Source organism: Rhodococcus sp. P4_E4, from assembly GCF_056401575.1.
In genome coordinates, this window is the sequence record NZ_JBFUJB010000024.1 from 173,818 (window position 1) to 200,308 (window position 26,491).

The following is a 26,491-nucleotide window of genomic DNA, read 5'->3' on the forward strand; positions in this document are numbered from 1 at the left end:
TCGGTCACGATACAAAGCAAACGGCCATCCTGTGACCGTTTTCGAAGAATTGGGCGTTATCGGCCGCCGTGCTCTGCCTCGATCTTTGCCCACTCCCACCCGCGGAAGTTGGCCAGACGAAGCTCCTCTGCTTCGTCGAAGGTGTACCACTCGGTGCTCGGCGCATCAGGGAGAGTGCCGCGCAAGTATTCGCCCAGGTAGTGAAGTGGGCCTTCCCAGCCGGTTCCGACGCCGTAGCAGCCGGTGTCCGGGTCGTTGCGGAAGACATCGGCGACGGAGGCGTGCTCCAACTCGAGCCAGGTGGCGTCGGGGCCGTCTGCAGTCAGCCTGATCTCGACCTGATCGCTGTATCCGCGATCGCCGGGCGGTGTCCACTGCAGTCGCAGCAGGCGTGGGGCGTCGCACGCCAGGATCTCGCCACTTGCCTGGCCTTCGAAGGCGTACGAGCCGCCCACCTGGAAGTCTCCGCTCACCGGAAGGAAGAAACGGTTGATGCGGTCAGGGGTCGTGATGGCGTCCCAGACGTCGTCGACCGACGCGTTGTAGCGGCGCTTGAGTACGGCAGTTCGAGCCGCACCTTCTGCGATGTCGCGGTTGCCCATGCTCCGCTCCACCGCGGTGAGGCTGGTGTCCTGGTTCGCGATCTCGGTCATTGTGAGTCTCCTTCGTCGGAAGAATTCGATTGTGCAGATCTGCTCCGCTCGGAGCCGCGTCGTTTCCCTCGTGCGAGTTCTGTGGCCAATGCGTCGAGAGGACCGCTCCAGAACTGCCGGAATCCGTCGAGCCATTGGTCCACTTCTTGCAATGGCGCGGGCTCGACGGCATAGAGACGCCTGGTGCCTTCGCTGCGGACTGTGGCGAATCCGTTTTCTCGGAGCACTCGCAGGTGCCCGGACGCGGTCGGTTGCGAGATTCCGAACTCCGCTGCCACGACTTCGGCGATCTGACCCGCCGAGCGCTCGCCGCTGGACAGGATTTCCATGATTCTTCGCCGAACTGGGTCTCCGAGAACGTCGAACGCATGCACCAGTCATTTATATCGGCAATGGCCAATATAGGCAAGCGCCGAAACTTGTATTCGGGCGTCGGTCAGTCCGAGAGCGCGAACTCGTCGGCGTCGAAGAGTTCACCGATCAGCCCGCCGAGATGGCGTCGATGTTCGGCCGACAGTGTCGCTGCCGCCTCGGCATCGTGGTCTGCGCACAGCTCGATCAGCTTGTTGTGATGGTCGACGGAGTCCTGGCTGCCGAGAAGGCTCGAGAACTTGCGGTAGTAGATGCGGTGAATTTGTGGGTGAACCTGGTGAATCAGCTTCTTCAACAGCGGATTTGCCGCAGCGTCGATGATGACGCTGTGTAGGCGATCGTCCGCGGTCAGCGCTCGGCCTATGTCGTTTCGCTTGACGGCAGCGGCGAAGTCTTTGTTGGCGGAGCGCATCGCCCCGATCATCTCGTCGGTGAGGTTCGGTACAGCGGTGACGACGGCCAGTTGGTCGAGAGCTTCGATGACTGCGAGTGTTGCCTCGACGTCGCCGCGGTCGAGGGTGGTGATGCGCGTGTACGCACCGGGCTTCGCTTCCACGAGTCCGGTGTCGACCAGCCTTGCGAGCGCTTCGCGGACCGGAGTTCTGCTCAATCCCAGATACTCGGCGAGTTCGCTGTCCTTGATCTTCGAGCCCGGCGCCAGTTCACCGGTGACGATCGCTTCGCGAATGCGTTCGAGAGCGATGTCGCTCATTCGTGCTCGCTCAACCGGTTTACCGCCACGCAACATACTGGATATCGTACTCTGCACGTTGCTTGTCGCAGGTCAGCCCAGGTCGGCCAACGACGCGTGTTTCCGGGCATCCGCAACGCGTAGGAGCAGCGCGCGGGCGAGAATTGTTGCCGGATCGATGATCTGACAGGTTGTGGCGTCGGCGGGCAGTCCGAGCGGAATCTCGGTGCATCCGGCCACGACGACCTGCGCGCCCGATTCGACGAGAAGATCGGCGGCCCTGACGAGTTTGTCGGTGGTCTCGTCTCCGACGTTGCCACTCTTGATTGCTCGGATCGCCGGCATCACCAGTTCGTCCTGGATCGCAGGTCCTGGCACCAGGACGTCAATCGAGTATTCCGACAGCCATTGTTGATACAACCCGGTGCGGACCGTCCCCGTGGTGGCCAACAGTCCGACGGATGTGACGGCGGGTGAGAGCGTCCGGATGTGCCGAGCAACTTCGTCGATCATGTGGACGACGGGAAGTCCCAGTTGGGATGAGATGGCGGGCAGGAAGGCGTGGGCGGTATTGCATGGGATGGCGAGCGTCGTTGCGCCCGACTCTCGGAGGACGCGCGCACCTCGGAGCAGCCAGGGGGTGGGGTCCGGGCCGTCCTCGGTGAGTGCCAATGTCCGGTCGGGAACCGTGGGATCGGCCCAGATGACAACTTTGGGGTGCTCCTGATCCGTCGAACCTGGCGTCAGGGCAACGAGTTTGGAGTAGAAGTCCGCAGTAGCGGCCGGCCCCATGCCTCCGAGTATTCCGATGACGGGTTCGCTCATGCCCGCCGGAGAGTTGGCGCTCTGCCGTATTCGTTGCACCTTCATGTTGCAATTCAACCTTTCGCATCCAATATATTGGATACTCGTAATGTTGACTACAGTGAAGGAGGTTGAAGGTAGTTGTCAAGTAGGGCGCGGCGTTCCCGGAATTGCGAAGTTCGAGATCTCGCTCGATCAACAGGGGTTGGGTTCGCCGATCTTGACGGCTGAGAGCACGGCTTCGATTTCCCCGAAAGGGCTTCCGGCAGAAGGTGTCTGATCGACAACAATCCAGTTGGAATCGACCAGTTGGCGTCGACCCGCGCCAGTTGCGTCAGCACTTCTGGAGAAGAAGACTCCGGCCGATTGAATGGTGTCCTGCGCGTCTTGAAGATTCATACACACGACATTGGGCATGATCGCAGGAGTTGCAGCGGGCGTCACTTCTGCGGTGACTGGGGTGGTGGCCAGTGGAGTATTCGTCGGACCGGCCACCGAGGTGGTCAATGGAGCCTTAGTCGTCGTGGGTTGAGTTGTCGAGGTTGCAGTGGTGGTCGCGGTGGATGTTGATTCGGCCTCGCTGTCGGTGCTTGTCCCTGAGCATGCGGCAAGAGACGCCAAGGCGAATGCGCTGAGTGCGATGCGAACGGCAGTTGAGGACGGGCGAATCGATGTCGAAAAGAGGTGTGATGCGCGCACAGACGTTCCTTGTCGGTAAAGGGGCGATGAAAGGGGAGATTCGAGCGCAGAGCACATCCGACGCCGTCGATGTGCCTTATGTCGAATAGAACCATAGGCTTTCGGCACCGGATTCGAGAGGAATTGCCTACATGCATTTTCTGGAACTACGACACGCGCAGTGTGAACCCCCAGCGGCGTATTCGCCTGTCCTGGAGAGCTACGGAGATGTGCAGACCGTTCTTCTGGGTACCGACCCGCTTCCCGCCCATCGACGATTCGACGCCGTGATCGTGATGGGCGGGCCGATGGGCGTCGGCGATCAGGGTGAGGTCGAGTGGTTGGCATCCGAGATCGAATGCATTCGCGATCTGGTCGAGAACGACGTCCCGGTGTGGGGAGTGTGTCTGGGTTCGCAGTTGCTCGCCGCGGCGCTGGGTGCTCGCGTCTACACGGGCGCTGTGCCCGAAGTCGGAGTTGAGGAGATCACCTTGACTGTCGAGGGCCGGCAAGATCCCGTGTGGGGAGATCTTCCCTCCACATTTCCTGCAATGCAATGGCATTCGGATACCTTCGACATTCCGAACGGCGCGGTGCGACTCGCTGGTTCTGCCAAGTATCCGAATCAACTCTTCCGATACAAGCAGAGTTACGCCGTTCAGTTTCACCTCGAAGCGTCCTCGGAGGTGGCGCGCGAATGGATGGAACTGGCCGAGTACCGCGACTCGCTGCATGCTTCGCTGGGAGCGGACGGTCCGCGCGTCTTCATGCAGCAGTTGGGTGCTGCCGAGTCTCAGGGGCTCGAGATTGCCGCAGTGGTGATGGAGAAGTGGTTGAAATCGATCTCTGTTGAATAAGGCCGTTTTGTCCTGATTGACCGATTTACCTGTTACCTTGTGTTGTCGTGGGTGGATGAACCGATCCGGTCGAGCAAGACACCTCGTAGAGTCCGGATCTCCCCCGCGAAAGGGGAGCGATGCGCCGGATACGGAAGATATCGACAGCTGCAGTGACGTGTGTACTCGCGTCGACCGCGGTCTTGGGGGCGACCCAGGCTCATGCATCCCCGTGGGATTGCAACGTCACCGGCAGCTTGGATCAATCAGGTGGGCCGACCAATCCGATTCCCTGGCTCAACGGAACGGACGGGAAACTTCCGGAACTGCAGGGCCGCACCTCGGCGGTCGAGTACATCACCGGCGCGCTCAGCCCCAACCAAACCGTCGAGCGGTTCAACGTTCTCGGCACGGATCTCGGCATCATGTGGGACAACGGCGCAGGTCAGGTCCTGACAGCCTTCGGTGACACCGTCGGAATCGGATCTGACCCCCTGTGCTCCGGGGTGGTCGGTGACTGGCGCAGCAACGTCCTGTTCCGTAGCTCGGACGGAAATCTGTCCGACGGCATGAACATCGACTCCTCACCGACCGACCGGCCGAATCACTCACGCGAGATCATCGGAAGTCTGAAAGTCACCGGCGTCGAAACCAGCAGCATTCCGACGACGGGTATCTCGGTGGGCGGCGTTCAATACGTCAATTACATGTCGATCCGCTCGTGGGGAGGGTCGGGGGAGTGGGTCACCAACTTCTCGCAGATCGCGTCCTCGCACGACAACGGTGAGACCTGGCAGGTCGAACCGGCCTCGTCCCGGCCCAATCTGCCGTTGACGGGTAACGACAACTTCCAGATGGGTTCCTTCGTCAAAGACGGTGGTTACGTCTACAACTTCGGTACCCCCGCGGGACGTTTCGGCGAGGGGCGCCTCTCGCGGGTCAAGGAAGCCTCCATCGCGGACGTCGCGGCGTACGAATACTGGGACGGAAAAGCATGGGTCCCCAACAATCCCGCTGCCGCTGCAGTGGTTCTCGACGGGGATGTCAGCGAACTGTCGGTGCAGTACAACGACTATCTCGGCAAGTTCGTCGCGATGTACTCCAACGAGTGGGGAGCGCTGGTGCTGCGGACGGCGTCGGACCTGACCGGCCCGTGGAGTGCGCCCGACGTAGTGATCGGCACCGACGAGGTTCCGGGACTCTACGGCGCGTACATGCACCCCTGGTCACAGGGGCAGGACCTCTACTTTCTCGCCACCACCTGGTCCGACTACAACGTGATGCTCATGAAGACCACGCTGCACCAGTGAACCGGATGGTTATCGTTGACCGGTGAGCACCACCGACAATGCGCTACTGATCACCGCCCTTCGAGACGTGTTGGTGGGACCACTACCCGAAATCGGCCGACGATTTTCGACGTTGATCGCGGACATGGCGCCGCACACTTCCCTGGTGATCTTCACCCGTGAATGCACCGGTAGGCCGCGCAAGGTCGCTGGGGATCCAGCCGTCGTCGATCGTGTGACCATCGCCGAACTCGACCGTATCCGTACGGATCTCACTGTCGGACAGATCTTTCGGGGAAAATGCGCTGTCGCCGGCCGGGACCGTGAAGTGCTCGCGATGCTTGATCGAACCGATACGCTTCTCGTTTTGACACCGCACCCCGTACCGGTGAAGACAGCATCCCTCGAATTGATCCAGGCACTGTTCGCAGTGACTGCAACCGGAATTCAGCTCCAGGTCCGGAACGCGAGCCCGGCATATCTCGCCGAGTCACGGGCAGCGTCGTCGGAGCGTGCACGCACCGTGGCGGAGATGACGGAGGTGCATGCGGCCACCCTCGAGACGATGCTGGCGACGCTGCGCTCGGCGGATCTCGACGACACACGTGCGCGAACCTCGGCCAGGGAGACTGCGGCCTCGGCTCTGATCGGCCTGCGTTCAGCCGTCGACGTGCACCGCGAGTTGGCCGAAGAGTCGACCACCACGGCTTTTGCACGGATGCGTGGGGAATTGCGTTCGCTGCTCAAGCATCGGGAAATCGCGTTGGAGTTGGTGGAGCCACCCGTCGACGGTCGCGGTCTGCCCGGCGAAGTGGCGCACGGCGCCCGCGCCGTCGTCCGCGGCGCGGTGTTGGCATTGTCGGATCAGCAGACGCTCTCGCGAATCCGGGTGGCCTGGACTCTCGACGCGGCTTCGCTCTCCATCGACATTCGAGACGACGGCGGCGGTGAAGCCGACGTGATCGATGTGGAACGTCAATTACGTTCTCGGGTTGAAACTTTGGGTGGAACCGTCGAATCCGAGTCGACGCCCGGGTGGGGGAACCGGATCAGCGCAACCATCCCGCTCGACGCCCCCGTCGCCCTACCGAACCGCGACGTCCTCACCGAACTGGCTCCGCGGGAGTTCGAGGTACTCGAGCATCTGGTGGCCGGACGGCGCAACAAGGCGATCTCGGAGCGCCTCGGCGTCAGCGAGAGCACAGTCAAGTTTCATGTTGCCGGGGTCCTGCGGAAATTGGGCGTCGAGAGTCGGGGTGCGGCGGCCGCCGCGGGCGCGGAGGCCGGCGTGAAGCCTGCACCCTAGTCCTTTCGGCCAGGTCGGTCAGTCAGTTCGACCAGGGTTGCGGGCACCTGCTTCGGGCTAACCTTTCAACGAGTGCACATATCGCAATGTGAAAACACGGCGCCATGTGACGACACGTCCTCAATCGCACGAAGCCAGGAGCAAAGCCATGCCACAGCAGGTACGCGGCGTCATCGCCCGATCCAAGGGTGCCCCCGTCGAAATCGTCCCCATCACGATTCCCGACCCCGGTGCCAACGAGGTAGTGGTCGCCATTGCAGCGTGCGGTGTGTGCCACACCGACCTGACCTACCGCGACGGCGGAATCAACGACGAGTACCCGTTCCTGCTCGGGCACGAGGCGTCGGGCATCGTCGAGAGCGTCGGCCCCGGTGTCACTCACGTCGAGGTGGGCGACTTCGTCGTCCTCAACTGGCGTGCAGTCTGCGGGCAGTGTCGTGCGTGTAAGCGTGGCCGCCCGCAGTACTGCTTCGACACGTTCAACGCCGAGCAGAAGATGACGCTCGAAGACGGCACCGAACTGACGCCGGCACTCGGTATCGGCGCATTCGCAGACAAGACGCTGGTTCACGAAGGCCAGTGCACCAAGGTCGACGCCTCGGCCGATCCGGCTGTGGTCGGACTGCTCGGTTGCGGTGTCATGGCCGGCATGGGTGCCGCGATGAACACCGGCAACGTCGGACGCGGTGATTCAGTGGCCGTGATCGGGTGTGGTGGTGTCGGCGACGCAGCGATCATGGGTTCACGCCTGGCCGGCGCCAATACCATCATCGCCATCGACCGGGATCCGCGAAAGCTGGAGTGGGCCACGGAACTTGGTGCCACACACACGATCAATGCCACCGAGGTCGACGACGTCGTCGAGGCAGTCCAGGAGCTGACCGGAGGTTTCGGTGCCGACGTGGTTGTCGACGCAGTCGGTCGCCCGGAGACCTGGAAGCAGGCGTTCTACGCCCGCGACCTCGCGGGAACTGTAGTGCTGGTGGGTGTTCCGACGCCGGACATGAAGCTGGAAATGCCGCTGGTGGACTTCTTCTCGCGCGGCGGAGCCCTCAAGTCGTCGTGGTACGGCGATTGCCTGCCCGAGCGTGACTTCCCCGTTCTGGTCGACCTGTACCAGCAGGGGCGTCTGCCGCTCGAGAAGTTCGTCAGTGAGCGCATCAAGCTCGACGAGGTGGAGAAGGCCTTCGAGACGATGCACCGCGGCGAGGTCCTCCGTTCGGTGGTGGTCCTGTGACATTGCGTGTCGATCGCGTCGTCACCTCGGGCACGTTCAGCCTCGACGGCGGAACATGGGACGTCGACAACAACATCTGGCTGATCGGTGACGACAACGAAGTGGTAATCGTCGACGCAGCTCACACCGCGCAGCCGATCATCGACGCTGTCGGCGGACGCAAGGTGATCGGAATCGTCTGCACCCACGGTCACAACGATCACGTCACGGTTGCGCCGGAGCTGGCCGAGAAGCTCGACGCTCCGATCTACCTGAACCCGGCCGACGATGTGCTCTGGGAGATGACCCACCCCGGGGTGAAGCATCTGAGCTTGGAAGATGATCAGCGTATTGCTGTGGCGGGCACGGATATTCTGGCCATCCACACACCCGGCCATTCCCCGGGGTCGACGTGCCTCTACCTGCCGGAGGCCGGCGAACTGTTCAGCGGCGACACCTTGTTCTCCGGTGGACCCGGCGCAACGGGGCGCTCGTACTCCGATTTCCCGACCATCATCGGATCGATCCGCGACAAGCTGTTTGCCTTACCTGCCGAGACCAAGGTTCACACCGGTCACGGTGACGGCACGACGATCGGCACCGAGGCGCCGCATCTCGAAGAATGGATCCGCGCCGGATCCTGATGTGATCAGAAGTGAAGTGGGGCGTAGCCGGCGCGCAGGCTCTGCCGTACCGCGATCGGGGTCGGTCGCCAATCGGTGAACAGGGTGCCCAGATAGACGCTTGCCTTGGCCAGGTCGCTCACCCGGTGGTCGATCACCACGTCGTCGAAGTCGAGTACTCCGGTGGTCCGAGAGTTTCGAGTCAAGATGTTGGCTGCACGGAAGTCGTTGTGTACCAGTTGAATTTGGTCATCGAGCTCGGACGCACGCGCCAGGAGGCCCCCGAGCCTACGCGTTGCCTCAGGCGCGAACCCGCGGTCGAAATTCTCGAGCCAACCACCGATGCGCTCCTTCAACCCGGTGCTGCGCGACGAGAAAACCGATCCGTCGACATGGGTGGCGCCGAGCGTTCGGTGTATTTCTGCCAGACATGCTCCTGCCGAACGGACCGCCGCGTGGTCCTGCACGTCCAACCAATCTCCCGCCAACTCCGGCAGTACGGTGAACGACACTGCGCACGAAGGACCTTCCAGTGTTTCCCAGGCCAGCAGTGTTTCCCGGACCAGCAGTGTTTCCCGGTCCAATCCGTTCAGGGACGTGATCGGCGACGGAACGGGCACGCCCTGCGCGGCGAGTGCGCTCAGCAGGCGCGTCGACGCCTCCAGGTTCTCGAAGCGCTCTGTGGCGCGCGACCACTTCACCACCAGCCCACCTCGGTCGCTCGCAACCCACACAATCGCGTTCTGGTCACTGATCGCCATTCGCGAGCACTCGAGGGCCGTCAATCCCCAAGTCTGCTCGAGTACCGCCGAGACCCAATGGGTGGCTGCGCCAAAGCTGTTGAATCCGAATCGCTCCTCCAGAGCGGCTTCCGGCTCCACTGACTCCCAGAGCATGGACAACCCGAGTGGCAACATGCTGTCCGACTCTAGTGCGGTGGAGGATATCTGAGTAACGTGTCGTGCTTTGCCATTCCTGGCTAACGAATAAGTTTGGGGTTCGACGAAAGAGCCTGGCAGATCATACTTTAACACTAGTTTGGCTGGCACTTTCGAATGATCTTTTGTGACTGTAGTCGGTCTGCCTCAAAAAAACTGATATCTGTTCTAGTGTGGCTCTGCGGTGACGAACGGAAAGTGGAATCAGGTTTTGACGAAGTCTTGATTCCATGAAGCCTGTGAACTTCGGGCGTCGTGGTGCGGTGCAATCGACACAGGCTCATGTTGCTGCGAGCTGAGAATCTGACACGGCGAATGGCGCGTGTCGCGGAACGAGAGGTAGGAGCGCACGATGTCAGCTGACCTTCTGGCTGCACTGAGGACCCTGATTACCGGGGTGGCACCCATTCTTGGGGGCTCAATAGACATTTTGAACACGATGTCTACCAACGACTATTCGAACGAAGGGTGAGCGGTATGGAATCCGTCGCAGAGGCGACGTCATCGTTGGGCGAGACAGTTGCCCAGATGCTGCCGACATTGTTTTTCATGTTGATTCAACGTCCACTCGAACTTTCGATGGGCTTCTGAGGGGAAGGTAAGGCATGTCGCTTCAGCCAATTATGAGTGATTCTTTGGGGCTTGCTGCAATGGTGTGGCCTGCTCTCTCTGAATACCTCACCGCATTTCTGATCTCTCTATCCTGAGAAGGAGTACAAAGATGTCGTCAGACTACTGGGCAGGGATGGTCAATCTCATGTCGAGTTTCGTTGGGGTTGTATTGTTCGGCCTCAGCACTGCTTCCGCCGAAGGTGCGGGCTGGTCCAGCGCAGAGTCGCTCAGCGCCGGCAGGTGACGCCACTTGATTGGTGGACGAATTCACCAATCTCGTAGCTCGAAAGATGTTTCGGCACAAGTGTTTTCTGAAGTTGATTGATGAGGTGGGCGCACGTCTGACTGCCTGTGTGGCTGGCGGGACCACATCCTGCGCCCTAGTGGCAACGAAGGATCTCGAAAAGTGATGTTGTGCAACATTTTTGAGAATGTCTAAATCGCCGACAAGCGTAACAAAAAGTGCATATAGTGTATGTAGCACGACGGTTAGTTCAGTTCACGGCCGGAGCGTCGAACTGCCGAGTGCCCAAGACGGGGAAACTCAGATCATCGCCACAGCTGCATGAACCATGTGTCTTCCCTGCGCTCTGAATGGCGTGCAAACAGGAGGTTTCCGAGTCGCACAGTGGACAGAAGATTCGAATAGCGATTCGTTCGCGTTTCATCTACGAAAGGTGTTCACAGTCATGGGATTTAAGAGAGTCGGAATTGGTGCGGGTGTTCTTGCGTCCGCCGCTGCCCTCGCGTTCGCAGGAACCGCTTCTGCCGCTCCCGCGGTCGAGGCCGTACCTACCGCTGATTACCAGCTGTGTGGCAATGTTTACAGCGGTGCGGGGTTGGAGTACAACGCCGCACCACCGGCGGCCGCACAAGGTGTCTCCGGGGTCGTAATCTCCGGCGTGATTAGCACGGCACCCTCCACGACGTATACCGCGACCACCGATTCAGCGGGGCGTTACTGTATCCAGGCTCCGAATACGATGAAGGCTGATGTACTGGGCGGAGCCACGGTCAAGCTCACTGCCGGCACCCCGCCGTCACCGTTCACCACCATCACCAACAATCCGTGGAAGAGTGCAGCAGTTTTCGGGACTACGAACATCGGAACGATCATTTTTGCAGCGCATCAGTACGGATCGCTCAGTTCCAACTCGGCGTACCACTTTAATTTCGTTGCCTCGTAGATAATCCGTCGACTGATTTGACCGAGCGACATCTTGAGTCCGCACGTGAGGTCTGACTGTCGGCTGACGAGGTAGTTCAAGGATGGGGTGGGTGCAATCCAATGCACCCACCCCGTTTCACTTGTGCTCACATGATCGAACGGCAGCCAGACGACTGGTGCGATCGATCGACGATGATTGCTGTGCCCTGCGGTTCAGTCACCCTGCCGCAGTTCGCTGAAGATCAAGTTGGTCTGGGTATTGGCGATGGCCGGATCGTTGAGGTGCGCGCTGACGAAATCGCGAAGCCGAGTGGGAGATTCACACGAGACGTGCACCAGGAGATCACGGTCCCCACTCATCAGGAACACTCGCTGAACGGAATCCAGTCCGCTCAGGTGCTCGGCAATTTCCGTCATCCGGCTCCTGGCGTGGGAGTGAATCAGAATCGACACCATCGCCGAGATCTCGAGGCCGAGTAGCTCGAGGTCTATGTCTGCATGAAACCCCTTGATGACGCCCGATTCGCGTAGAGCGCGCATCCGCGCCAGAGCGGTCGACGGCGCTATCCCGACCTTCTCGGCGAGTGCATTGTTGGGGATGCGTGCATCCCGGACGAGTTCGCGGAGAATCGCCGTATCGACGTCGTCGAGCCGAACATGATTCGGCCGAGCTGCGGCAGCTGCCCGTTCGATCGCATTTATCATCCGATTTCTCCCTGCCGTCGCGAAAATATTCAGCATCTATTGACCGCGCCCGTCGATGATCCTAGCTTTTGCCAAACACATCGAATTATCAAACGGTCGAGATCGATACAGTCGACTGTTGCGACGAAGGGGTCTGGATGCTTCCGAGGATCGGCCGACACACGGGCGACGGACACACGGGCGACTGGAGGGCACGGTTGATCGACATCAGCCCGCCGATCTCCGAATCGACGCCCGTGTGGCCAGGCGATACCGCCTTCACCCGCGCTGTCACGTCAGACCTCGGCGGCAGTGACGCCGTCACCATCAACCGAATCACCACCACTCCTCATATCGGTGCTCACGCCGATGCGCCGGCGCACACCCGCATCGGCGGTGCGCCCATCGGTTCTGTTCCCCTCGAGCCCTATCTCGGTGAGGCCCTGGTGGTCGACATGACGGGCGTCGACGGTGCCGCCTGCATCAGGCCCGTCGAAGAGACGGTGGAGCGACTCGGCGGCCATCTGCCGCAGCGGTTGATTCTGAGGACTTACCCGAAGTACCCGCGCGAGTGGGACAACGACTTCGCCGGCGTTTCTCCGGAGCTGACCCACTGGTTCGCCGACCGCGGTGGAGTTCTGATCGGAATCGACGGCGCCTCGTTCGATCCGATGGACAGCAAGACCATGGACGGGCATCACGCGGCAAGCGATCGTGGCGTCGCGATCCTCGAAGGACTGTGCCTCGACGAGGTCGACGAAGGCTACTACGAGTTGATCGCACTGCCGCTGAAGTTCCTCGACCTCGATGCCAGCCCGGTACGCGCCGTGCTCCGGACTCTGCCTTCATCACTTTCAACGCCGACACATGCAGGAGAAGAATCGTCATGACATCGACAACCACCCTTTCGTTGGATGACTGCGTCAAGGCCGACGCAGTGGATCCCCTGAGGGAGTTCCGCCGCGAGTTCGCGATTCCGGAGGGCGTTCTCTACTTCGACGGAAACTCGCTCGGCGCGCGTCCCATTGCCGCACAGGAATGCGCCGCGAGAGTAATCGGCGACGAGTGGGGCAACGGCTTGGTTCGCAGTTGGAACGAGGCTGGATGGTTCGACCTCCCGGTCCGCCTCGGTGACAAACTTGCCCCGTTGCTGGGAGCAGGTGAAGGCGAAGTGGTAGTGACGGATTCGACGTCGATCAACCTGTTCAAGGCATTGGCCTCCGCACTGTCCATCGCGGCTGCTCAGGATCCCAGCCGGAAGGTGATCGTCTCCGAGCGCGACAATTTTCCCACTGACCTCTACATTGCGGAGGGCATCATCTCGCTGCTCGATCAGGGATACGAACTACGCCTGATCGACCAACCGGGCGACCTCACCGAAGCAGTAGGACCAGACACCGCCGTAGTGATGTTGTCGCACGTCAACTACCGCACCGGAAACCTGTATGCGATGACGGAAGTCACTGCAGCAGTGCAGGAACGTGGCGCCCTCATGATCTGGGATCTCGCACACTCGGCCGGCGCCGTCACTGTCGATCTGAGCGGCGCCGACGCCGACTTCGCGGTCGGGTGTACGTACAAGTACCTCAATGGTGGTCCGGGTTCACCTGCATTCATCTGGGTCAACCGTCGCCATCAGAACACCGGAATCCAGCCGCTGTCCGGGTGGTGGGGGCACGCGCGACCGTTCGCGATGGAGTCGGCCTACGAACCGGGCGCAGGAATACGACGGTTTCTGAGTGGTACTCAACCCATCACGTCGTTGTCACTCGTCGAATGTGGTCTCGACGTCATGCTCAAAGCTGACATGACCGGCATCCGCAGCAAGTCGCTCGCGCTGGCCGATCTCTTCATCAACCTCGTCGAGGAGCGTTGCGCTGCCTACGGTTTGGAGTTGATCACGCCGCGTGAGCACGAGCGTCGTGGCTCGCACGTGAGTTTTGTTCATCCCGAGGGCTATTCCATCATGAAGGCTCTCATCGCGCGGGGCGTCATCGGCGACTACCGCGAACCAGGAGTGCTGAGGTTCGGTATCACTCCGCTCTATCTCGGATACGCCGACGTGTGGAACGCCGTCGACGTGTTGCGAGACATCCTCGAGAACAAGTCCTGGGATCGTCCCGAATTCCGCGAGCGCGACGCAGTCACCTGATTCTTCCAAGTTTCCGCGGACCGGAAGGTACCGCCTTTCGCAAGGAGCTTTCATGAGTGATTTCAAAAACATTCAGCAGCGAGAATCAGGTCTCAAACGCGAACTCGGCCCCAAGCAGATGAGCATGATCGCGCTCGGCGGTGCAATCGGCACCGGACTCTTCCTCGGCAGTAAGTTCGCCATCGGATTTGCCGGCCCGAGCGTCATCATCAGTTACGCGATCGGCGGGTTGATCGCCCTGCTGCTGATGGGTGCCCTCGCCGAAATGACCGTCGCACATGCGACATCAGGTTCGTTCGGTGCGTACGCAGAGTTCTACGTCGGACCGTTGATCGGCTTCCTCGTTCGCTATCTCTACTGGTCTTGCATCGTCCTCGCGGTCGGTACCGAGGTCACCGCGATCGGTGAATACATGCAGTTCTGGTTCGCCGACGTACCGTCGTGGCTGTGGATCGTGTTGTTCTCCGGAGTGCTGATCGGCGTGAACATGTTCAACGTCAAGGCCTTCGGAACGATGGAGTACTGGTTCTCGACGATCAAGGTCTTCGCGATCGTGGCGTTCATCGTGATGGCAGCGTACGTCGTGTTCGGTAGCGGGAACCCGGACTACGGATTTCACAATTACACGGCCGGTGGCGGATTCTTTCCGAATGGTTTGTCCGGCATGTGGTTTGCCGTGATCGTATCGATCTTCAGCTACTTGAGCATCGAGATGATCGCCATTGCGGCCGGTGAGGCAGAGAACCCGGCGGTGGCGGTGAAGAAGGCGTTCCGTGTGACGATCGTCCGGCTGTTCGTCTTCTACATCGCAACCCTTGCTTTGATTCTGGCAATTGCTCCGATGGACAAGATCTTGAGCGGCGGAAGCCCTTTCGTCACGGTGATGCAGGTCGTGAAGATTCCGGGCGCAGACAGTGTGCTGAACTTCGTGGTGATCATTGCCGCGCTGTCCGCGATGAACAGTCAGTTGTACGTGTCTTCGCGAATGATGTTCTCGCTCTCCCGTGCTGGTGACGCGCCGGCCATTCTCGGCAGGGTCAGGGCCAACGGCTCGCCGGTCAACGCCCTGTTACTGTCGACGTCGGGTATCGCCGTCGCCACAATCGTCTACGTGCTTTTTCCCGAGCAGGCATTCACGTTGATGATCTCGTTGTCGATGTTCGGAGCGATGGCGACGTGGCTGCTGATCTTCGTGACGCACTGGTTCTTTCGCAAGCGGATGAAGGAGGACGGAACCAAACTTTCCTTTACGATTCCGTTCTTTCCGGTGGGAACAATCCTCGGCGGAGTCCTCATGGTCGCGATTCTGATCACCACGCTGTGGGTCGACGATTTCAAGATGACGCTGGTGTTCGGAGTTCCGTTTGTTCTTGCCGTGATCGGCATCTACTACTTCACCCGATCACGTCGGGCGCAGAGTCGAGCGGTAACGGCTGAACAGGTTCAGGACGAGATCACCGGCACGGTGGTCAAGCGGGTTCCCTGACTTACATTGGCAATCACAGGGTTTCGGCGAAGAACTCCATAGTGCGGGTCCAGGCGAGGGCAGCAGAATCCGGGGCGTAGTGGCTGGTCGAAGTGTCGTTGTTGAACGCGTGGCCGGCGTCGGCATAGCGGTACACCCGGGCGAGATCGGACGCGGTTGCGCGCAATTGCTCGACGCTCTCCGGCGGGATACTCGGATCGAGGTCGCCGTAGTGACCGAGCCACGGGACCTGCAGTTGCGCTGCAAGTTCGGTGCCTGCCGCGATTCCGTCCCATCGGGCCTCGGCGACGCCGCCGCCGTAGTACGTGACAGCGGAATCGACGAGGGGTACCGCGGCACACCACAGTGACGCGGTGCCGCCCATGCAGAATCCGAGGGAGCTGACTCTGTCTGCTCCCTCGGATCGGCTGTAGTCGACGGCGGCACGTACGTCGTGGCCGATGCTTGTGCTGTCGAGTGCCATGAGCGCATCCTTCGCGGACGGGAAGTCGGTGAAGGAGGTCTGTGCGCCGCGGTGGTAGAGATGCGGGGCGACGGCAAGGTAGCCGGCGTCGGCGAGGCGTTCGAGGATGCTCTCGATGTGTTGGTTCACGCCCCACGCTTCTTGGAGAACTACTACCGCATGTCTCGGTTCACTCGGCGAATCCGGTCGGCTGACGGTCAGCGGTACGTCACGTGTGGTCGTCGTGAAAGTTCCCATGTCCCGACTGTATGCGAGTACGGACTGTATTCGAGTACGGACTGTGGGTGCACGGTCGAACTAGACTCGTCGAATGTTCAGTTCCGACGTTCCGCCGATCAGCCTGGGCAGTTGGCCGACGCCCGTCGAACCTTTGGCGCGTTGCGCGAAGGCGCTCGGATTGGGGCCGGAAGACCTGTGGATCAAACGTGACGATGTCACCGGACTAGGCGGTGGCGGCAACAAGATCCGAAAGCTGCAGTACACCTGCGCTCAGGCTTTGGCCGTCGGCGCGACGACTTTGATCACTACCGGTGCACCGCAAAGCAATCACGCTCGGTTGACTGCATCCTCAGCAGCCCGTTTGGGATTGCGTTGTGTGCTGGTGCTCGGTGGTGCCGAGCCGGAATCCGCGCAGGGAAATCTCGTTCTGGATGCACTCGCGGGCGCTGAGATCGTCTGGGCCGGTGGGGACACGGCATCCGCGGTCGACGCCGCGGTGCAGGCCGTCGCTGACTCGGGCGGAGTTCCTTTTGTCATTCCCTTCGGTGGTACCAGCGCGGTGGCCGCGCAGGGTTACGTCGACTGCGCACGCGAGATCGAGCAGCAACTCCCCGGAGTGGAACGCGTCGTGGTTGCACTCGGATCGGGCGGAACGATGGCTGGACTTGTCGCGCATCTGGGCGTCGACAGAGTTGTCGGCGTCGATGTCGGGGCTGTTGCCGATCCAGTGTCGACCCTCGCTGGGTTATTGGACGAGATGCCTGGTCCGACCGTGCGAGCCGCGGATCTTCAGATCCTGCGAAACCAAGTTGGACAAGGATATTCGACGCTCACGGAAGCATCAGCCGGCGCGATCCGATGTTTGGCTCGTACGGAGGGCATCTTCCTCGACCCGACGTACACCGGCCGAGCCTTTGCGGGATTGATCCAACTCGTGAAGGACAAAGCCATCACGGCGGGATCAAAAACGGTCTTCCTGCACACCGGTGGGTTACCTGGCCTGTTCGGACATCCCGAACTGTCGACGCTGCGGTGAGCGAGCAGATCGACTACCCGCTCAGCAGCCCGCTCGACGAGCTGTCCGAGTGGCAACGCGTCGTGCGACCGCTGCGCGTCAGTGCCGACGGGTATCTGCGTTTGGCGACCAATCGGCTGTCAGTCGACTCCGACTACACGTGGGAGATGCACCGCCACAGCGATCACGAATTGCTGTGGGCGATCGACGGTGTTCTCGAGGTCCGTACTCCGGAGACTGTGTACACGGTGCCGAGCGGGGTCAGTCTGTGGATCCCGTCCTATGTTCCCCACGAGGTGACGGCGCGTAGCGGCACAGAATTGTCGTGCACGTGGTTGGTGGCATCCGATGTGACCGGGTTGGATCGTGTGGTGGCCTTGTCCACCCCTCCGCTGCTCGAACAAGTACTCGATCACCTCACCCGAGACGACTTGACCGACGCGGCTCGTCGACGAGCCGAGGCGTTTGCCATCGACCTCGTCGAACCCGTTCCGCGACTGATTTTCGATGTGCCGCTGCCGACGACGCCGTGGCTTCGGCAGATCGCAGATCAGTTGGTTGCCAGCCCGGCCGACACCCGATCGGTCGAGGAGTGGGCCACCGACGCGAAGGTCAGTACGAGGACTCTCACACGAAGGTTTCCGGCCGAAACCGGATTGACCTTCTCGGAATGGCGTATGCGACTGCGGGCTCATCATGCGATGCAACTTCTGGCACTTGGTGGAAGCATCTCGTTTGTATCGAGGAGGACGGGTTTCCGTTCCGAAAGCGCGTTCGGTGCGGCTTTTCGTCGCACGATGGGTGTGACCCCGGGGGAGTTCGCAAGCCTGATCGATCATCCGCGCGCGCCAATGACCGATTGGCTACAGGACTAGTCCGAACAGCGACTCAAAGCACCTCGATCGGACTTGTGTCGTGCCACAGAATGAACTTAGGGTTGGCTAAACAATCACCTCTGTAGGAGTTCTGCGTGCGCGCAATTCGATCATTTTCTTTCGGTTCCAGAGTCATCGCAGCGGCGGCAGTTGCCGTTGTCGGTGCGATGGTGGTGACTGGCTGTTCCTCGTCATCGGCCGACTCCGAGCCGACGGACGTCCGGACGGTTGCCTCGGCATACGGGGACATCGAGGTTCCTGCCTCGCCGGAGCGCATCGTCGCCGCGTCGTACGACACTCCTTGGCAGCTCATGTCCCTCGGCGTGAAACCGGCTGCTGTGCAGGACTACGGCAAGTGGATCAGTGAATTCACGCCGGAGCAGCAGGCCTTCGTCGACGGGCTCCCGACCATCGGGCCCTACGGGGAAATGAACTTCGAAGCGATCGCTGCGGCAGATCCCGACATCATCGTCGGCGACGCCGACGAGGTGGACCAAGCGGCGTTCGACCGTCTGTCTGGCATTGCGCCCACTGTCATCGTCAAGGGCGAGAGTCGAGGCGACTGGAAGGCGATCACCACGGAGATCGCCGAGGCGATCGGCAAGACGGACGTGCTCGAGTCGACGCGCACTGCCTACGAAGAGAATCTCGAACGTGTTCGTGGCGAGTACGCGGACGTGATCGCGAACAACAAGTGGATTCACATTTCGCTCGGAGACGCACCCGGCGCTTTCTCGGTTCAGCAGCCCACTGGTGCGATCGGCAATTTGGTCGTCAACGAACTCGGATTGGCGTACGGGCCCGGTGTTCCGACCAATTACACCGATGCCGGATACGAGTCCTACCCGATGGAGCAGTTGGCCGAGATCATGAACGGTGTGACGGTCGTGCTGTATCCCCTGAATGCGGACGGATCGACCAATGCGGCGGTTCAAGCGGTCCTCGACGACAACCTCTTCACGAGGCTGCCGGCGGCGCAGGCTGGCCACGTCTTCGGATTGCAGTCGAGTGTCACAGATTTCGTGACCGCGAACGGTTGGCTGAACGAAGTGAAAACGAAGGTGTTTGCAACGCTCTGACGCTTGCTCACCTTTTGGCTGCCCGCCCGCAACTGACCAGTTGAGGGCGCGCAGTCTTTTTGGTCGCCACTACGAGCGGAAATCCTGTCCTCTGCTTATGATTTCTGTCACTGCCGGTTACCGTTACTTCGACGAGGGCGACGCGGTTCGACCTTGCCTTGGCAGGGATCATCGATCCTCGGCGACGTGCGGAGGTGGTCGCCATCCCCGCAGATCCGTGGGGTATTTTGTCCGTATCTACTGTCGGGGTGAGCAGTGATGTGCGGGGGAGTTTTTGGTGAGTGCAAGCGCTCGTGCCGTCTTTCGAGCAGGGCGCTCTGGATTTCGGGACCATACCCGTCCGGACATTAGTTCTGGTTTGCTGAGCGTGAACGGTGCGTGGGGCGAATCGTTCGAGGGGACGAAAGGCGAGATCGGCGAATGACAGCGACTTCCGACGCACGGCATACCGAATCGAAGGCTGTCCAGAACACCGACTCGCCGTCTGGCGAAAACCCGCGCTGGCGCGACCGCAAAAGGTACCTGTGGCCGCTCGGATTGCTGATTCCACTCAGCCCGTTCATCTCCTGGTTTCTCGTCGACAACCTTCGTCTCGGATTGTTCTGGGCGACCGGCGCGTGGCTGCTGGTCATCGTCATCCCGATCATCGACATGTTGGCTGGTGAAGACGGCGAAAGTCCGCCGGACGATGCGATCCCACGACTGCAGAAGGACCGCTACTACCGCTGGTGCACTTACGCGTTCCTCCCCTTGCAATACGCCGGTCTGGTCTTCGCCTGCTGGTGCTGGATCAACGCTCCGATGGGAATCGCGGAGAAGATCGCGATGTCGTTCACGGTGGGTGTCGTCGCCGGCGTCGGTATCAACGCGGCCCACGAGCTCGGCCACAAGAGCGAGAAGGTCGAACAGTGGCTCGCGAAAGTGGCGCTTGCGCAATCTCTCTACGGGCACTTCTACGTGGAACACAATTTCGGCCACCATGTGCGTGTAGCTACTCCGCAGGACCCGGCCAGCTCACGGTTCGGTGAGAGCTTCTGGAGGTTCTTGCCACGAAGTGTGTTCGGCGGGCTGCGGTCGGCATGGCGCATCGAGAGCGCTCGACTCCAGAGGAAAGGCAAACGAACCTGGAGCTTCGAGAACAATATTCTCAACGCTTGGGCGATGAGTGTTGTCCTCTTCGCGACGCTGATCGGTATCTTCGGTTGGGAGGTCGCGCCCTGGCTCCTGCTGCAGGCAGTTGCCGGATTCACCTTCCTCGAAGCGGCGAACTACCTCGAGCATTACGGTCTGCTGCGTGGCAAGCGTGCTGACGGCTCGTACGTTCGCTGCAGCCCCGCTGACAGTTGGAACAGCGATCACGTCGTGAGCAATCTGTTTCTCTACCAACTGCAGCGGCACAGCGATCACCACGCCAACCCGAAGCTGCGGTACCAAAGTCTGCGTAGCGCGGCCGAAGCGCCGCAACTTCCGGCCGGCTACGCAGTGATGATCGTGATCGCGTGGATTCCACCACTGTGGCGCCGGGTGATGGATCAGAGATTGTTGGACTACTACGACGGCGACACAGAACGAATCAACGTCGGCTGATCACGTAGCCGTCCGCTGAACTGTTCGGAGTTGTCGTCTCAGCGACCGTCATCCCACACGGTGTTACCGCTTGCGGTCGTCGAAGGGTAGTCCTGGACCGCGTCCCAGTGTTCGACGATTTTGCCGTTCTCGTCGAATCGGAAGATGTCCATCGAGCCGCTGCCGGCCGTTCCCTCACCGGACGAAGCGAAGGTCTGAACAAAGACGAAGTCGCCCTCGGCTACCGTCCGTGGAAACTTGGTGGCCTTGTCTCCGGTAACGGGTTCGATCCCGGCCAGTGCGGTGACAAATGCGTCCTTGCCGTCAGCGAACGAGGGGTTGTGCTGGGTGTAGGTCGGACCGACCAGCTGGTCGGCAGCCTCGGCGGCTTTGCCTTCGTTGAAGGCGAGCTGCAGGAACGTCAACGCGTTGGCCGTGTTGCGCTCCAAGACTTCTGACGACTTGGACGGCGACGAGGTGGGTCCGTCGAACATCGTGTTCGGATTTGCGGACGTTTCCGGCACGTCTTGAATGGCATCCCAGTGTTCGGCGATCTTGCCGTTGTCGACGCGGAAGATGTCGAACACGGCCTGGCCGCGGTCGCCGGGTGCAGACGTGGTGTGAGACTGGAGGGCAACCAGATCGCCCTCGGCGAAAACACGAGTGATCTCGGCGTGTAATCCGGGTGTGGCCTCGACGTAACCGCCTATGCCGCTGACAAATCCGGCTGCCCCGTCGGCGGCAGTGGGGTTGTGTTGGATGTAGACGTCGCCAAGGTACCGGTCGGCGGCTTGCTGTACCTGACGGCCGTTGAACGCCAGTTCGTAGAAGTCCGTGACGACGGTCTTGTTGGATTCGAGTTGATCGCCCTGTTCGGCAACAACGCTCGTGGACGTCGCAGAGCTGCTGGGCGTTGCGGATTCCGCGTCGTTGGAGCACGCGGTGAGCAGGAGAGCGGCGGCAGCGGGAACAGTGATCCAGGCTGCGCGCCTACGAAGGTTGCTCATGTTCAGTGTGCGACGGTGAAACGCTGGCGACGGTGGGCCGGAGTCTCGATCTCGTCGACAAAAGCGTGGGCGTAGTCTTCGCCCGCGATGGCGGAGTTACCCTCGGCGTCCGTCAGGAGAATGTCGCCACCCAACTGGAACGATCCCTTCGGGGCGACGCCGGCATGGGCACCGAACGCTGCGGCCGGGCTCACGTAGAACCAGTCGACATTGCTGTCAGTTGCGCGGAGCGCGTCGAGGACGTCGGCGTGAGCGAGCGCCTCACCCTTGTATGCGTCCGGGAAATCGGGGGTGTCGACGACGCGCGGCCCACCCTCGGCGACCAACAGGCTGCCGGCGCCACCGACTACGGCAATGCGAGCAGCGTTGCGTGCGGCGGCATCGGCGAGGGGAGTGACGGCGTCGAGCAGGCGCTTGCCGTCGATCTCGCGAGCGGGGATGGCAACGACAACGACGTCGTTGTCTGCCGTGATCTGCTCCACGATCGTGTTGTCGTGAACCGAACCCTGCACGGCATTCGTGTCGGTTCCGGACTGCGCGCTGCGAGCGACGACGGTTACCTCGTGGCCGCGTGAAGCGGCTTCTTTCGCGATTGCGCTTCCTGCAAAACCGTTTCCACCGAATACTGCGATCTTCGACATGGCGTGTGCCTTTCCTTGATGTCGTCGTTGTGCTTGTAGTAGTAAATTTATTCACCTGGAAGGTCGATGTCTCGGTCAGATGCGGGCAATAATTGGTGAAAAACAGACATCTTGATGACGGTGGGCCGATTGCTTCGGGTCGAAGTTGCGAACCGTAGGGTTGGTACATGACTCTCACCGCCGACAACAACGCAGGTCCGCTGGCAATCGAGCGCTCGGACGTCGAAGCTGCGCGGACTCGTATCGCAGGACTGGCGCGGCGTACTCCCATCTTTCGAACTGCGGTGCCGACACCACACGGCGAGGTGCCGGTTCTGTTCAAGCTCGAGTACCTCCAACACGGCGGCTCCTTCAAGGTGCGCGGCAGTCTCAATGCCGTGGAACGAGCGGTCGCCGACGGCACCATGCCTGACGCAGGCGTGGTGATCGCGTCCGGCGGCAACGCTGCGATCGGCGCTGCGTGGGCCGCGCGGCGCCGAGGGCTCACCTGCACAGTGGTGGTGCCGGAGACAGCGCCCGAAGCGAAGGTGAAGGCACTTGGGGAGCTGGGTGCAACCGTTCACAAGGTCGGCGACCGGTATGCACTCGCCGCTGCCGCTGCGGCGGACATCGCACGCTCGAGCGGTGCGCTCGAACTGCACGCCTACGACCTGCCCGACATCGTCAGCGGAGCCGGGACCATTGCTCTCGAGATCGAGGACGACGCATCCGGACCGATCGCGTATTGCGTTGCAGTCGGCGGCGGCGGGTTGGTCTCTGGAATCGTCGCGGCGGCTCGTCCCGAAGATCAAGTGGTAGCCGTCGAGCCGACCGGGGCTGCCACCTTGCGCACCTCGCTCGATGCGGGGCGTCCGGTCGATATCGAAGTGAACAGTATCGCCGGGGACTCATTGGGGGCCACACGGATTGGCGCCATCGCCTGGGAGACGCTGCATGAGAGTTCGGTTAACAGCGTTGTGGTCGACGATGATTCGATCCGGCAGGCGCGGGCGTTCCTGTGGCGGGAGTTCCGGATCCTGGTGGAGTTGGGAACCGCGGCAGCAATGGTTCCGGTTCTGAACGGAACGGTGACGCCGCCGTCCGACGGTGAATTGTGCGTCGTTTTGTGCGGCGCCAACACGCATCCGACCGACCTGTAATTTTTGCTTATTTCTTTGCCTGCGTGTGAGAAAGTCCCAGGTGGGTACCTCTCGCAGTATGAGTACCAGCAGCATTATCTGGATAATTGTTGCCGTGGTCGTGGTGATAGCGATCGTGGCCGCACTCCTGTGGGTGGCGCGAAACAGGCGCGACGAGCGTCGTCACATCGAGGCAGAACAGATCCGCGAAGACGTCGCAGACAAGTCGCTGCAAGTAGGCGAGCGCGAGGCGCGGGCAGAAGAGACAGCAGCCAAAGCGCGCATGGTGCAGGCAGAGGCCGACGCCAAAGCGGCGGAAGCGTCTGCGCTGCAACATCATGCAGCGCAACATCGGAAAGAGGCGACGAGTTCTCGCGAGGAACTGAACCAGCAACGAGATCATGCAGACACGATCGACCCCAAGGTTCCCAACCCCGAAGAACCGCGGTCGACGCCGGATCAGAACCCTCGAAACCCTTGATCTCGAAACACTTGATGCAGGCGTTCGAGGGAAGCGTCTGCCCGTATATGGTTCGACGATCATGATGAACAAAGAATCGTCACCGCAGGACCAGAAAAGTGTCACGTCCACGGCGGCTGACGTCGCACAGAACAATGTCTTCGAGCGCTTTGCCCGCGCAGGATTTGTCGTCAGCGGTGTGGTTCATCTGCTGATCGGATATATCGCGATCCGCCTTGCTCTCGGTGGATCCGGGTCTGCGGACCAATCGGGTGCGATGGCCGAGTTGGCAGGAAAACCAGGGGGTGTCTTCGCTCTGTGGGTCGGCGTCGTGGCCTTCCTTGCCATGGCGTTGTGGAGATTGGCCGAAGCTGCGTTGGGGAGCTCGTCGTCGCCGTCCTCGGACGACAAGAAGAAGGAGTTCTTCAACCGCGCAAAGGCTCTGGGCATTTCGCTCGTCTATTTCGGTTTTGCTTTCACTGCATTCGGATTCGCCCGCGGAAGCGGGAAGTCCAGCAGCGGTCAGAGTGCGGGAATCACGGCGCGTTTGATGGAGAACACGCTGGGGACTATCGCATTGGTGATCGGTGGGATCGCGATCATCGCTGTTGGTGTTTACCACGTGTACAAGGGCGCGAGCCAGAACTTCCTGGATGATTTGAAAGGCACACCCAGCAACTTCGTGCGCCGACTCGGAACCGTCGGGTATGTCGCCAAGGGCTTGGCCATCGCTGCTGTCGGCGTTCTGGTTCTTCTCGCGGTCAACAGTTCCGAACCCGGCAAGTCCTCCGGACTCGACGGAGCGTTCAAGACGCTGGGTGCGCAGCCGTACGGAGTGGCCCTGCTGATCCTTGCCGGATTAGGCATCATCACCTACGGGCTCTACTGCTTCGTGATGGCACGCTCGACGAAGATGTAGCGCCCCTGGGTAAGTGGGTCTATCCGAATGACCCGGTCTGGAAACCGGCGTCGCTGCCCGACGAACTTCCCGTCGAGCTACCGAATATCGGTCGTCTCGGAACCAGATCATGCATCAGGTTCACTGCTGCAGGGTCGATCATCGCCGCATTTCCACCGTTCGCCAGAATCGTGATCGACCAACCGCTGTCGGGAACCAACAGGGTGATGCAGTTGGATCCCGAGCTGTCTCCGTTCTTCTTGGCGAACCGTTGTGGGAAGTTCGGCGTCGGGGGTTGGAGCTGCCACGCCATTCCCATTCCGAATGCAGGATTCTCCGGAGCTTGCGTGTCGATCTGCTCGAGCATCGAGGTCAGGACCGGTTTGAGCGGGTTGTTGCCATAGCCGAGAGTTGTTGCGGCCCAGATCGACATGTCCTCGGCGGTGCTGACGAGGCCACCCCCGCCTGCGACCGCACCCGTGTTGTTCCACAGAGGGGCTCTTGTGCCGTCGAGGTAGTACGGAACGGCCAGGTCGGTTGCTTTGGTCTCGATCACGGTACCCATCATCCCGAGCGGGTCGGTGATTTCGCGGGCGACTGCTGCCGCGAAAGGCGGCTTCTCCTGTCCCGGAATGATCTTGTCTGCCATGAGTGTGCCGAGCAGTCCGAACCCGAAGTCCGAGTACAGCCAGTGGCTACCGGGGGCGAACTCCAAGGCCCCGGGAGCCCGGAGTCCTTCCCAGAGCATGTCTCTCGTGTACTTCGCTTTCTCGTCCGTGCACGATTGTGTGGGATCGGCACACCCTGCCGAAAGATTGGGTGGGTCGTCGCTCAGACCGGAACGGTGGGTGACCAGTTGGCGAAGCGTGATCTCCTCGCCACTGCTGCCTTTTGGCAGCGGGTTGCCATCCGAATACTTGCTCGCCAGGTCGTCCAATCCGACTTCTCCCCGAGCGATCAGTTTCGCCAGTAGTGCAGCGGTGAAGGTCTTGGTCTCCGAGGCGATCTCGAATTGCGTTCGTGGAGTGACTCTCACGCCGTTTTCGACGTCGGCCTGGCCGTAGTGGTACGTAGTGGTGACACTCGCTTTGCGGTTCTTCTCATCCGGTTTGACGATGGCGAAGGCAAGACCGGGGACTCCGCTGTTCAGCAGTGTCTCTGCGACGCGCTGTACCGCTTGGGCTTCCGCAGGATCGCCGACCCGCGAACCTGGATTGGGTGCCGTGGGGCCGGCGGCGCTGGCGGTCGAGGAGGTCGCGAGGGTTATGACCGCGGTTGCCGCCAGCCCTGCAACGCTGATGAACTGTCGTCGTGACGTCCGGGCGGACCCTCGATCCTGGTTTTCCATTGTTTGCACATTACAACCAAAGTCGACTGGTTTGACTGTTTTGTCGGAATTGCCAAGGTGTGGTCCTTAGACGATGGTTTTGCTAAATCACGCCGCCGTTGACGTAGATGACCTGGCCGTTGACCCAGCGAGCTGGGCCGGCGAGAAACGCGACAGCCTCCGCGATGTCCACCGGTGTGCCGAGGCGTTCCAGGGGAGCCAGCTTGGACAGGTTCTCCACTGTAGCTTCGTCTTTCCCGTCCAGGAACAGATCGGTGGCCGTGGGGCCTGGGGCTACGGCGTTGACCGTGATAT

Annotated in this window: 29 protein-coding genes; 17 read left to right on the plus strand and 12 right to left on the minus strand. The window is 61.0% G+C overall.

Annotation, left to right across the window (positions count from 1 at the left end; all coding sequences use genetic code 11):
- Positions 1-56: 56 nt before the first annotated feature.
- The 5 genes from AC1DVN_RS25835 to AC1DVN_RS25855 all read right to left on the minus strand — a co-directional run bounded on the left by AC1DVN_RS25835 (position 57) and on the right by AC1DVN_RS25855 (position 3,219).
- A complete protein-coding gene (locus AC1DVN_RS25835) occupies positions 57-653 on the minus strand; it encodes an SRPBCC domain-containing protein (RefSeq protein WP_021345803.1) in 597 nt (198 codons plus the stop codon).
- Positions 650-1,027 carry an ArsR/SmtB family transcription factor gene (locus AC1DVN_RS25840; protein ID WP_134998934.1) on the minus strand — a complete coding sequence of 126 codons (378 nt, stop codon included), beginning with the start codon at positions 1,025-1,027 and terminating at the stop codon, positions 650-652. Before AC1DVN_RS25840 ends, AC1DVN_RS25835 begins: the two co-directional genes overlap by 4 nt.
- A gap of 62 nt (positions 1,028-1,089) precedes the next feature.
- Positions 1,090-1,773, minus strand: a complete 684-nt coding sequence (locus AC1DVN_RS25845) for a GntR family transcriptional regulator (RefSeq protein ID WP_019745689.1) — start codon at positions 1,771-1,773, stop codon at positions 1,090-1,092.
- A gap of 36 nt (positions 1,774-1,809) precedes the next feature.
- Complete coding sequence (gene cuyB, locus AC1DVN_RS25850) at positions 1,810-2,586, minus strand: cysteate racemase (protein ID WP_020971074.1); 777 nt, start codon at positions 2,584-2,586, stop codon at positions 1,810-1,812.
- Between the two features lie 129 nt (positions 2,587-2,715).
- On the minus strand, positions 2,716-3,219 hold the full coding sequence (locus AC1DVN_RS25855) for a PASTA domain-containing protein (protein ID WP_084325447.1): 504 nt from the start codon (positions 3,217-3,219) through the stop codon (positions 2,716-2,718).
- A gap of 131 nt (positions 3,220-3,350) precedes the next feature.
- Between AC1DVN_RS25855 and AC1DVN_RS25860 the strand changes: the two genes are divergently transcribed.
- From AC1DVN_RS25860 to AC1DVN_RS25880, 5 genes are all read left to right on the plus strand, one after another.
- Positions 3,351-4,055: a type 1 glutamine amidotransferase gene (locus AC1DVN_RS25860; protein WP_259118441.1), complete on the plus strand. Its 705-nt coding sequence runs from the start codon at positions 3,351-3,353 to the stop codon at positions 4,053-4,055.
- Positions 4,056-4,174: 119 nt separating this feature from the next.
- Positions 4,175-5,344, plus strand: coding sequence for a DUF4185 domain-containing protein (locus AC1DVN_RS25865; protein ID WP_019745686.1), 1,170 nt, complete (start codon positions 4,175-4,177; stop codon positions 5,342-5,344).
- Between the two features lie 22 nt (positions 5,345-5,366).
- Positions 5,367-6,629 (plus strand): helix-turn-helix transcriptional regulator, encoded by a 1,263-nt coding sequence (locus AC1DVN_RS25870; RefSeq protein ID WP_259118445.1) that lies wholly within the window; start codon positions 5,367-5,369, stop codon positions 6,627-6,629.
- Between the two features lie 148 nt (positions 6,630-6,777).
- The gene (locus AC1DVN_RS25875; RefSeq protein ID WP_007730860.1) at positions 6,778-7,866 is read left to right on the plus strand and encodes an S-(hydroxymethyl)mycothiol dehydrogenase; all 1,089 of its coding nucleotides are present in this window, start codon (positions 6,778-6,780) and stop codon (positions 7,864-7,866) included.
- Positions 7,863-8,489, plus strand: coding sequence for an MBL fold metallo-hydrolase (locus tag AC1DVN_RS25880; protein WP_007730862.1), 627 nt, complete (start codon positions 7,863-7,865; stop codon positions 8,487-8,489). Before AC1DVN_RS25875 ends, AC1DVN_RS25880 begins: the two co-directional genes overlap by 4 nt.
- A 5-nt stretch (positions 8,490-8,494) precedes the next feature.
- On the opposite strand, the gene AC1DVN_RS25885 is transcribed toward AC1DVN_RS25880, so the two are convergent.
- The gene (locus tag AC1DVN_RS25885; RefSeq protein WP_477994347.1) at positions 8,495-9,385 is read right to left on the minus strand and encodes a phosphotransferase enzyme family protein; all 891 of its coding nucleotides are present in this window, start codon (positions 9,383-9,385) and stop codon (positions 8,495-8,497) included.
- 742 nt (positions 9,386-10,127) lie between these two features.
- On the opposite strand from AC1DVN_RS25885, the gene AC1DVN_RS25890 reads away from it, so the two are divergent.
- Positions 10,128-10,262 carry a hypothetical protein gene (locus tag AC1DVN_RS25890; RefSeq protein ID WP_019745682.1) on the plus strand — a complete coding sequence of 45 codons (135 nt, stop codon included), beginning with the start codon at positions 10,128-10,130 and terminating at the stop codon, positions 10,260-10,262.
- Positions 10,263-10,707: 445 nt separating this feature from the next.
- Positions 10,708-11,205, plus strand: a complete 498-nt coding sequence (locus AC1DVN_RS25895; RefSeq protein WP_020971070.1) for a hypothetical protein — start codon at positions 10,708-10,710, stop codon at positions 11,203-11,205.
- A 194-nt stretch (positions 11,206-11,399) separates the two neighbouring features.
- Here the strand turns inward: AC1DVN_RS25895 and AC1DVN_RS25900 are convergent, their stop codons facing one another.
- On the minus strand, positions 11,400-11,891 hold the full coding sequence (locus AC1DVN_RS25900) for an Lrp/AsnC family transcriptional regulator (protein WP_019745679.1): 492 nt from the start codon (positions 11,889-11,891) through the stop codon (positions 11,400-11,402).
- 137 nt (positions 11,892-12,028) lie between these two features.
- Here AC1DVN_RS25900 and kynB point away from each other — a divergent pair, with 137 nt between their 5' ends.
- The 3 genes from kynB to AC1DVN_RS25915 are packed head-to-tail and all read left to right on the plus strand — an operon-like array spanning position 12,029 to position 15,508.
- Positions 12,029-12,760, plus strand: coding sequence for an arylformamidase (gene kynB, locus AC1DVN_RS25905; RefSeq protein ID WP_134998931.1), 732 nt, complete (start codon positions 12,029-12,031; stop codon positions 12,758-12,760).
- Positions 12,757-14,022, plus strand: coding sequence for a kynureninase (kynU, locus tag AC1DVN_RS25910; RefSeq protein WP_477994348.1), 1,266 nt, complete (start codon positions 12,757-12,759; stop codon positions 14,020-14,022). The genes kynB and kynU overlap by 4 nt, the downstream gene beginning before the upstream one ends.
- Positions 14,023-14,074: 52 nt before the next feature.
- Positions 14,075-15,508, plus strand: a complete 1,434-nt coding sequence (locus AC1DVN_RS25915; RefSeq protein WP_047889015.1) for an amino acid permease — start codon at positions 14,075-14,077, stop codon at positions 15,506-15,508.
- 13 nt (positions 15,509-15,521) lie between these two features.
- Here the strand turns inward: AC1DVN_RS25915 and AC1DVN_RS25920 are convergent, their stop codons facing one another.
- Positions 15,522-16,208: a dienelactone hydrolase family protein gene (locus tag AC1DVN_RS25920; protein ID WP_477994349.1), complete on the minus strand. Its 687-nt coding sequence runs from the start codon at positions 16,206-16,208 to the stop codon at positions 15,522-15,524.
- Between the two features lie 73 nt (positions 16,209-16,281).
- On the opposite strand from AC1DVN_RS25920, the gene AC1DVN_RS25925 reads away from it, so the two are divergent.
- The 4 genes from AC1DVN_RS25925 to AC1DVN_RS25940 all read left to right on the plus strand — a co-directional run bounded on the left by AC1DVN_RS25925 (position 16,282) and on the right by AC1DVN_RS25940 (position 20,746).
- Positions 16,282-17,226 carry a D-cysteine desulfhydrase family protein gene (locus AC1DVN_RS25925; protein ID WP_428689532.1) on the plus strand — a complete coding sequence of 315 codons (945 nt, stop codon included), beginning with the start codon at positions 16,282-16,284 and terminating at the stop codon, positions 17,224-17,226.
- Positions 17,223-18,080, plus strand: coding sequence for a helix-turn-helix transcriptional regulator (locus AC1DVN_RS25930; protein WP_477994350.1), 858 nt, complete (start codon positions 17,223-17,225; stop codon positions 18,078-18,080). The genes AC1DVN_RS25925 and AC1DVN_RS25930 overlap by 4 nt, the downstream gene beginning before the upstream one ends.
- Positions 18,081-18,175: 95 nt before the next feature.
- Positions 18,176-19,159: an ABC transporter substrate-binding protein gene (locus AC1DVN_RS25935; RefSeq protein ID WP_477994351.1), complete on the plus strand. Its 984-nt coding sequence runs from the start codon at positions 18,176-18,178 to the stop codon at positions 19,157-19,159.
- Positions 19,160-19,579: 420 nt separating this feature from the next.
- Entirely contained in the window at positions 19,580-20,746 is a 1,167-nt protein-coding gene (locus AC1DVN_RS25940) for an alkane 1-monooxygenase (protein ID WP_020971065.1), read from the plus strand.
- Positions 20,747-20,784: 38 nt separating this feature from the next.
- Here AC1DVN_RS25940 and AC1DVN_RS25945 read toward each other — a convergent pair whose 3' ends face one another.
- Entirely contained in the window at positions 20,785-21,732 is a 948-nt protein-coding gene (locus tag AC1DVN_RS25945; RefSeq protein ID WP_408988592.1) for a nuclear transport factor 2 family protein, read from the minus strand.
- 2 nt (positions 21,733-21,734) lie between these two features.
- On the minus strand, positions 21,735-22,373 hold the full coding sequence (locus tag AC1DVN_RS25950) for an NAD(P)-dependent oxidoreductase (RefSeq protein ID WP_408988593.1): 639 nt from the start codon (positions 22,371-22,373) through the stop codon (positions 21,735-21,737).
- A 167-nt stretch (positions 22,374-22,540) separates the two neighbouring features.
- Between AC1DVN_RS25950 and AC1DVN_RS25955 the strand changes: the two genes are divergently transcribed.
- The 3 genes from AC1DVN_RS25955 to AC1DVN_RS25965 all read left to right on the plus strand — a co-directional run bounded on the left by AC1DVN_RS25955 (position 22,541) and on the right by AC1DVN_RS25965 (position 24,870).
- Positions 22,541-23,512, plus strand: coding sequence for a serine/threonine dehydratase (locus tag AC1DVN_RS25955; RefSeq protein WP_477994352.1), 972 nt, complete (start codon positions 22,541-22,543; stop codon positions 23,510-23,512).
- Positions 23,513-23,570: 58 nt separating this feature from the next.
- Positions 23,571-23,972, plus strand: coding sequence for a hypothetical protein (locus tag AC1DVN_RS25960; protein ID WP_020971062.1), 402 nt, complete (start codon positions 23,571-23,573; stop codon positions 23,970-23,972).
- Between the two features lie 61 nt (positions 23,973-24,033).
- Positions 24,034-24,870: a DUF1206 domain-containing protein gene (locus tag AC1DVN_RS25965; protein ID WP_019745667.1), complete on the plus strand. Its 837-nt coding sequence runs from the start codon at positions 24,034-24,036 to the stop codon at positions 24,868-24,870.
- Positions 24,871-24,889: 19 nt separating this feature from the next.
- On the opposite strand, the gene AC1DVN_RS25970 is transcribed toward AC1DVN_RS25965, so the two are convergent.
- Together AC1DVN_RS25970 and AC1DVN_RS25975 are read right to left on the minus strand one after the other, a co-directional pair.
- Entirely contained in the window at positions 24,890-26,197 is a 1,308-nt protein-coding gene (locus AC1DVN_RS25970; RefSeq protein WP_477994353.1) for a serine hydrolase domain-containing protein, read from the minus strand.
- Between the two features lie 82 nt (positions 26,198-26,279).
- Positions 26,280-26,491 (minus strand): SDR family oxidoreductase (locus AC1DVN_RS25975; RefSeq protein WP_477994354.1); only part of this gene is annotated, 212 nt, incomplete at its 5' end.

Bases quoted from the DNA above. Each gene is read 5' to 3' on its own strand.
- AC1DVN_RS25885 (WP_477994347.1), bottom strand. From the start codon at position 9,385: ATGTTGCCACTCGGGTTGTCCATGCTCTGGGAGTCAGTGGAGCCGGAA.
- AC1DVN_RS25860 (WP_259118441.1), top strand. From the start codon at position 3,351: ATGCATTTTCTGGAACTACGACACGCGCAGTGTGAACCCCCAGCGGCG.
- AC1DVN_RS25900 (WP_019745679.1), bottom strand. From the start codon at position 11,891: ATGATAAATGCGATCGAACGGGCAGCTGCCGCAGCTCGGCCGAATCAT.
- AC1DVN_RS25945 (WP_408988592.1), bottom strand. From the start codon at position 21,732: ATGAGCAACCTTCGTAGGCGCGCAGCCTGGATCACTGTTCCCGCTGCC.
- AC1DVN_RS25940 (WP_020971065.1), top strand. From the start codon at position 19,580: ATGACAGCGACTTCCGACGCACGGCATACCGAATCGAAGGCTGTCCAG.
- AC1DVN_RS25895 (WP_020971070.1), top strand. From the start codon at position 10,708: ATGGGATTTAAGAGAGTCGGAATTGGTGCGGGTGTTCTTGCGTCCGCC.
- AC1DVN_RS25890 (WP_019745682.1), top strand. From the start codon at position 10,128: ATGTCGTCAGACTACTGGGCAGGGATGGTCAATCTCATGTCGAGTTTC.
- AC1DVN_RS25875 (WP_007730860.1), top strand. From the start codon at position 6,778: ATGCCACAGCAGGTACGCGGCGTCATCGCCCGATCCAAGGGTGCCCCC.
- AC1DVN_RS25835 (WP_021345803.1), bottom strand. From the start codon at position 653: ATGACCGAGATCGCGAACCAGGACACCAGCCTCACCGCGGTGGAGCGG.
- AC1DVN_RS25920 (WP_477994349.1), bottom strand. From the start codon at position 16,208: ATGGGAACTTTCACGACGACCACACGTGACGTACCGCTGACCGTCAGC.
- AC1DVN_RS25960 (WP_020971062.1), top strand. From the start codon at position 23,571: ATGAGTACCAGCAGCATTATCTGGATAATTGTTGCCGTGGTCGTGGTG.
- cuyB (WP_020971074.1), bottom strand. From the start codon at position 2,586: ATGAAGGTGCAACGAATACGGCAGAGCGCCAACTCTCCGGCGGGCATG.
- AC1DVN_RS25845 (WP_019745689.1), bottom strand. From the start codon at position 1,773: ATGTTGCGTGGCGGTAAACCGGTTGAGCGAGCACGAATGAGCGACATC.
- AC1DVN_RS25925 (WP_428689532.1), top strand. From the start codon at position 16,282: ATGTTCAGTTCCGACGTTCCGCCGATCAGCCTGGGCAGTTGGCCGACG.
- AC1DVN_RS25970 (WP_477994353.1), bottom strand. From the start codon at position 26,197: ATGGAAAACCAGGATCGAGGGTCCGCCCGGACGTCACGACGACAGTTC.
- kynB (WP_134998931.1), top strand. From the start codon at position 12,029: ATGCTTCCGAGGATCGGCCGACACACGGGCGACGGACACACGGGCGAC.
- AC1DVN_RS25955 (WP_477994352.1), top strand. From the start codon at position 22,541: ATGACTCTCACCGCCGACAACAACGCAGGTCCGCTGGCAATCGAGCGC.
- kynU (WP_477994348.1), top strand. From the start codon at position 12,757: ATGACATCGACAACCACCCTTTCGTTGGATGACTGCGTCAAGGCCGAC.
- AC1DVN_RS25965 (WP_019745667.1), top strand. From the start codon at position 24,034: ATGATGAACAAAGAATCGTCACCGCAGGACCAGAAAAGTGTCACGTCC.
- AC1DVN_RS25865 (WP_019745686.1), top strand. From the start codon at position 4,175: ATGCGCCGGATACGGAAGATATCGACAGCTGCAGTGACGTGTGTACTC.
- AC1DVN_RS25915 (WP_047889015.1), top strand. From the start codon at position 14,075: ATGAGTGATTTCAAAAACATTCAGCAGCGAGAATCAGGTCTCAAACGC.
- AC1DVN_RS25950 (WP_408988593.1), bottom strand. From the start codon at position 22,373: ATGTCGAAGATCGCAGTATTCGGTGGAAACGGTTTTGCAGGAAGCGCA.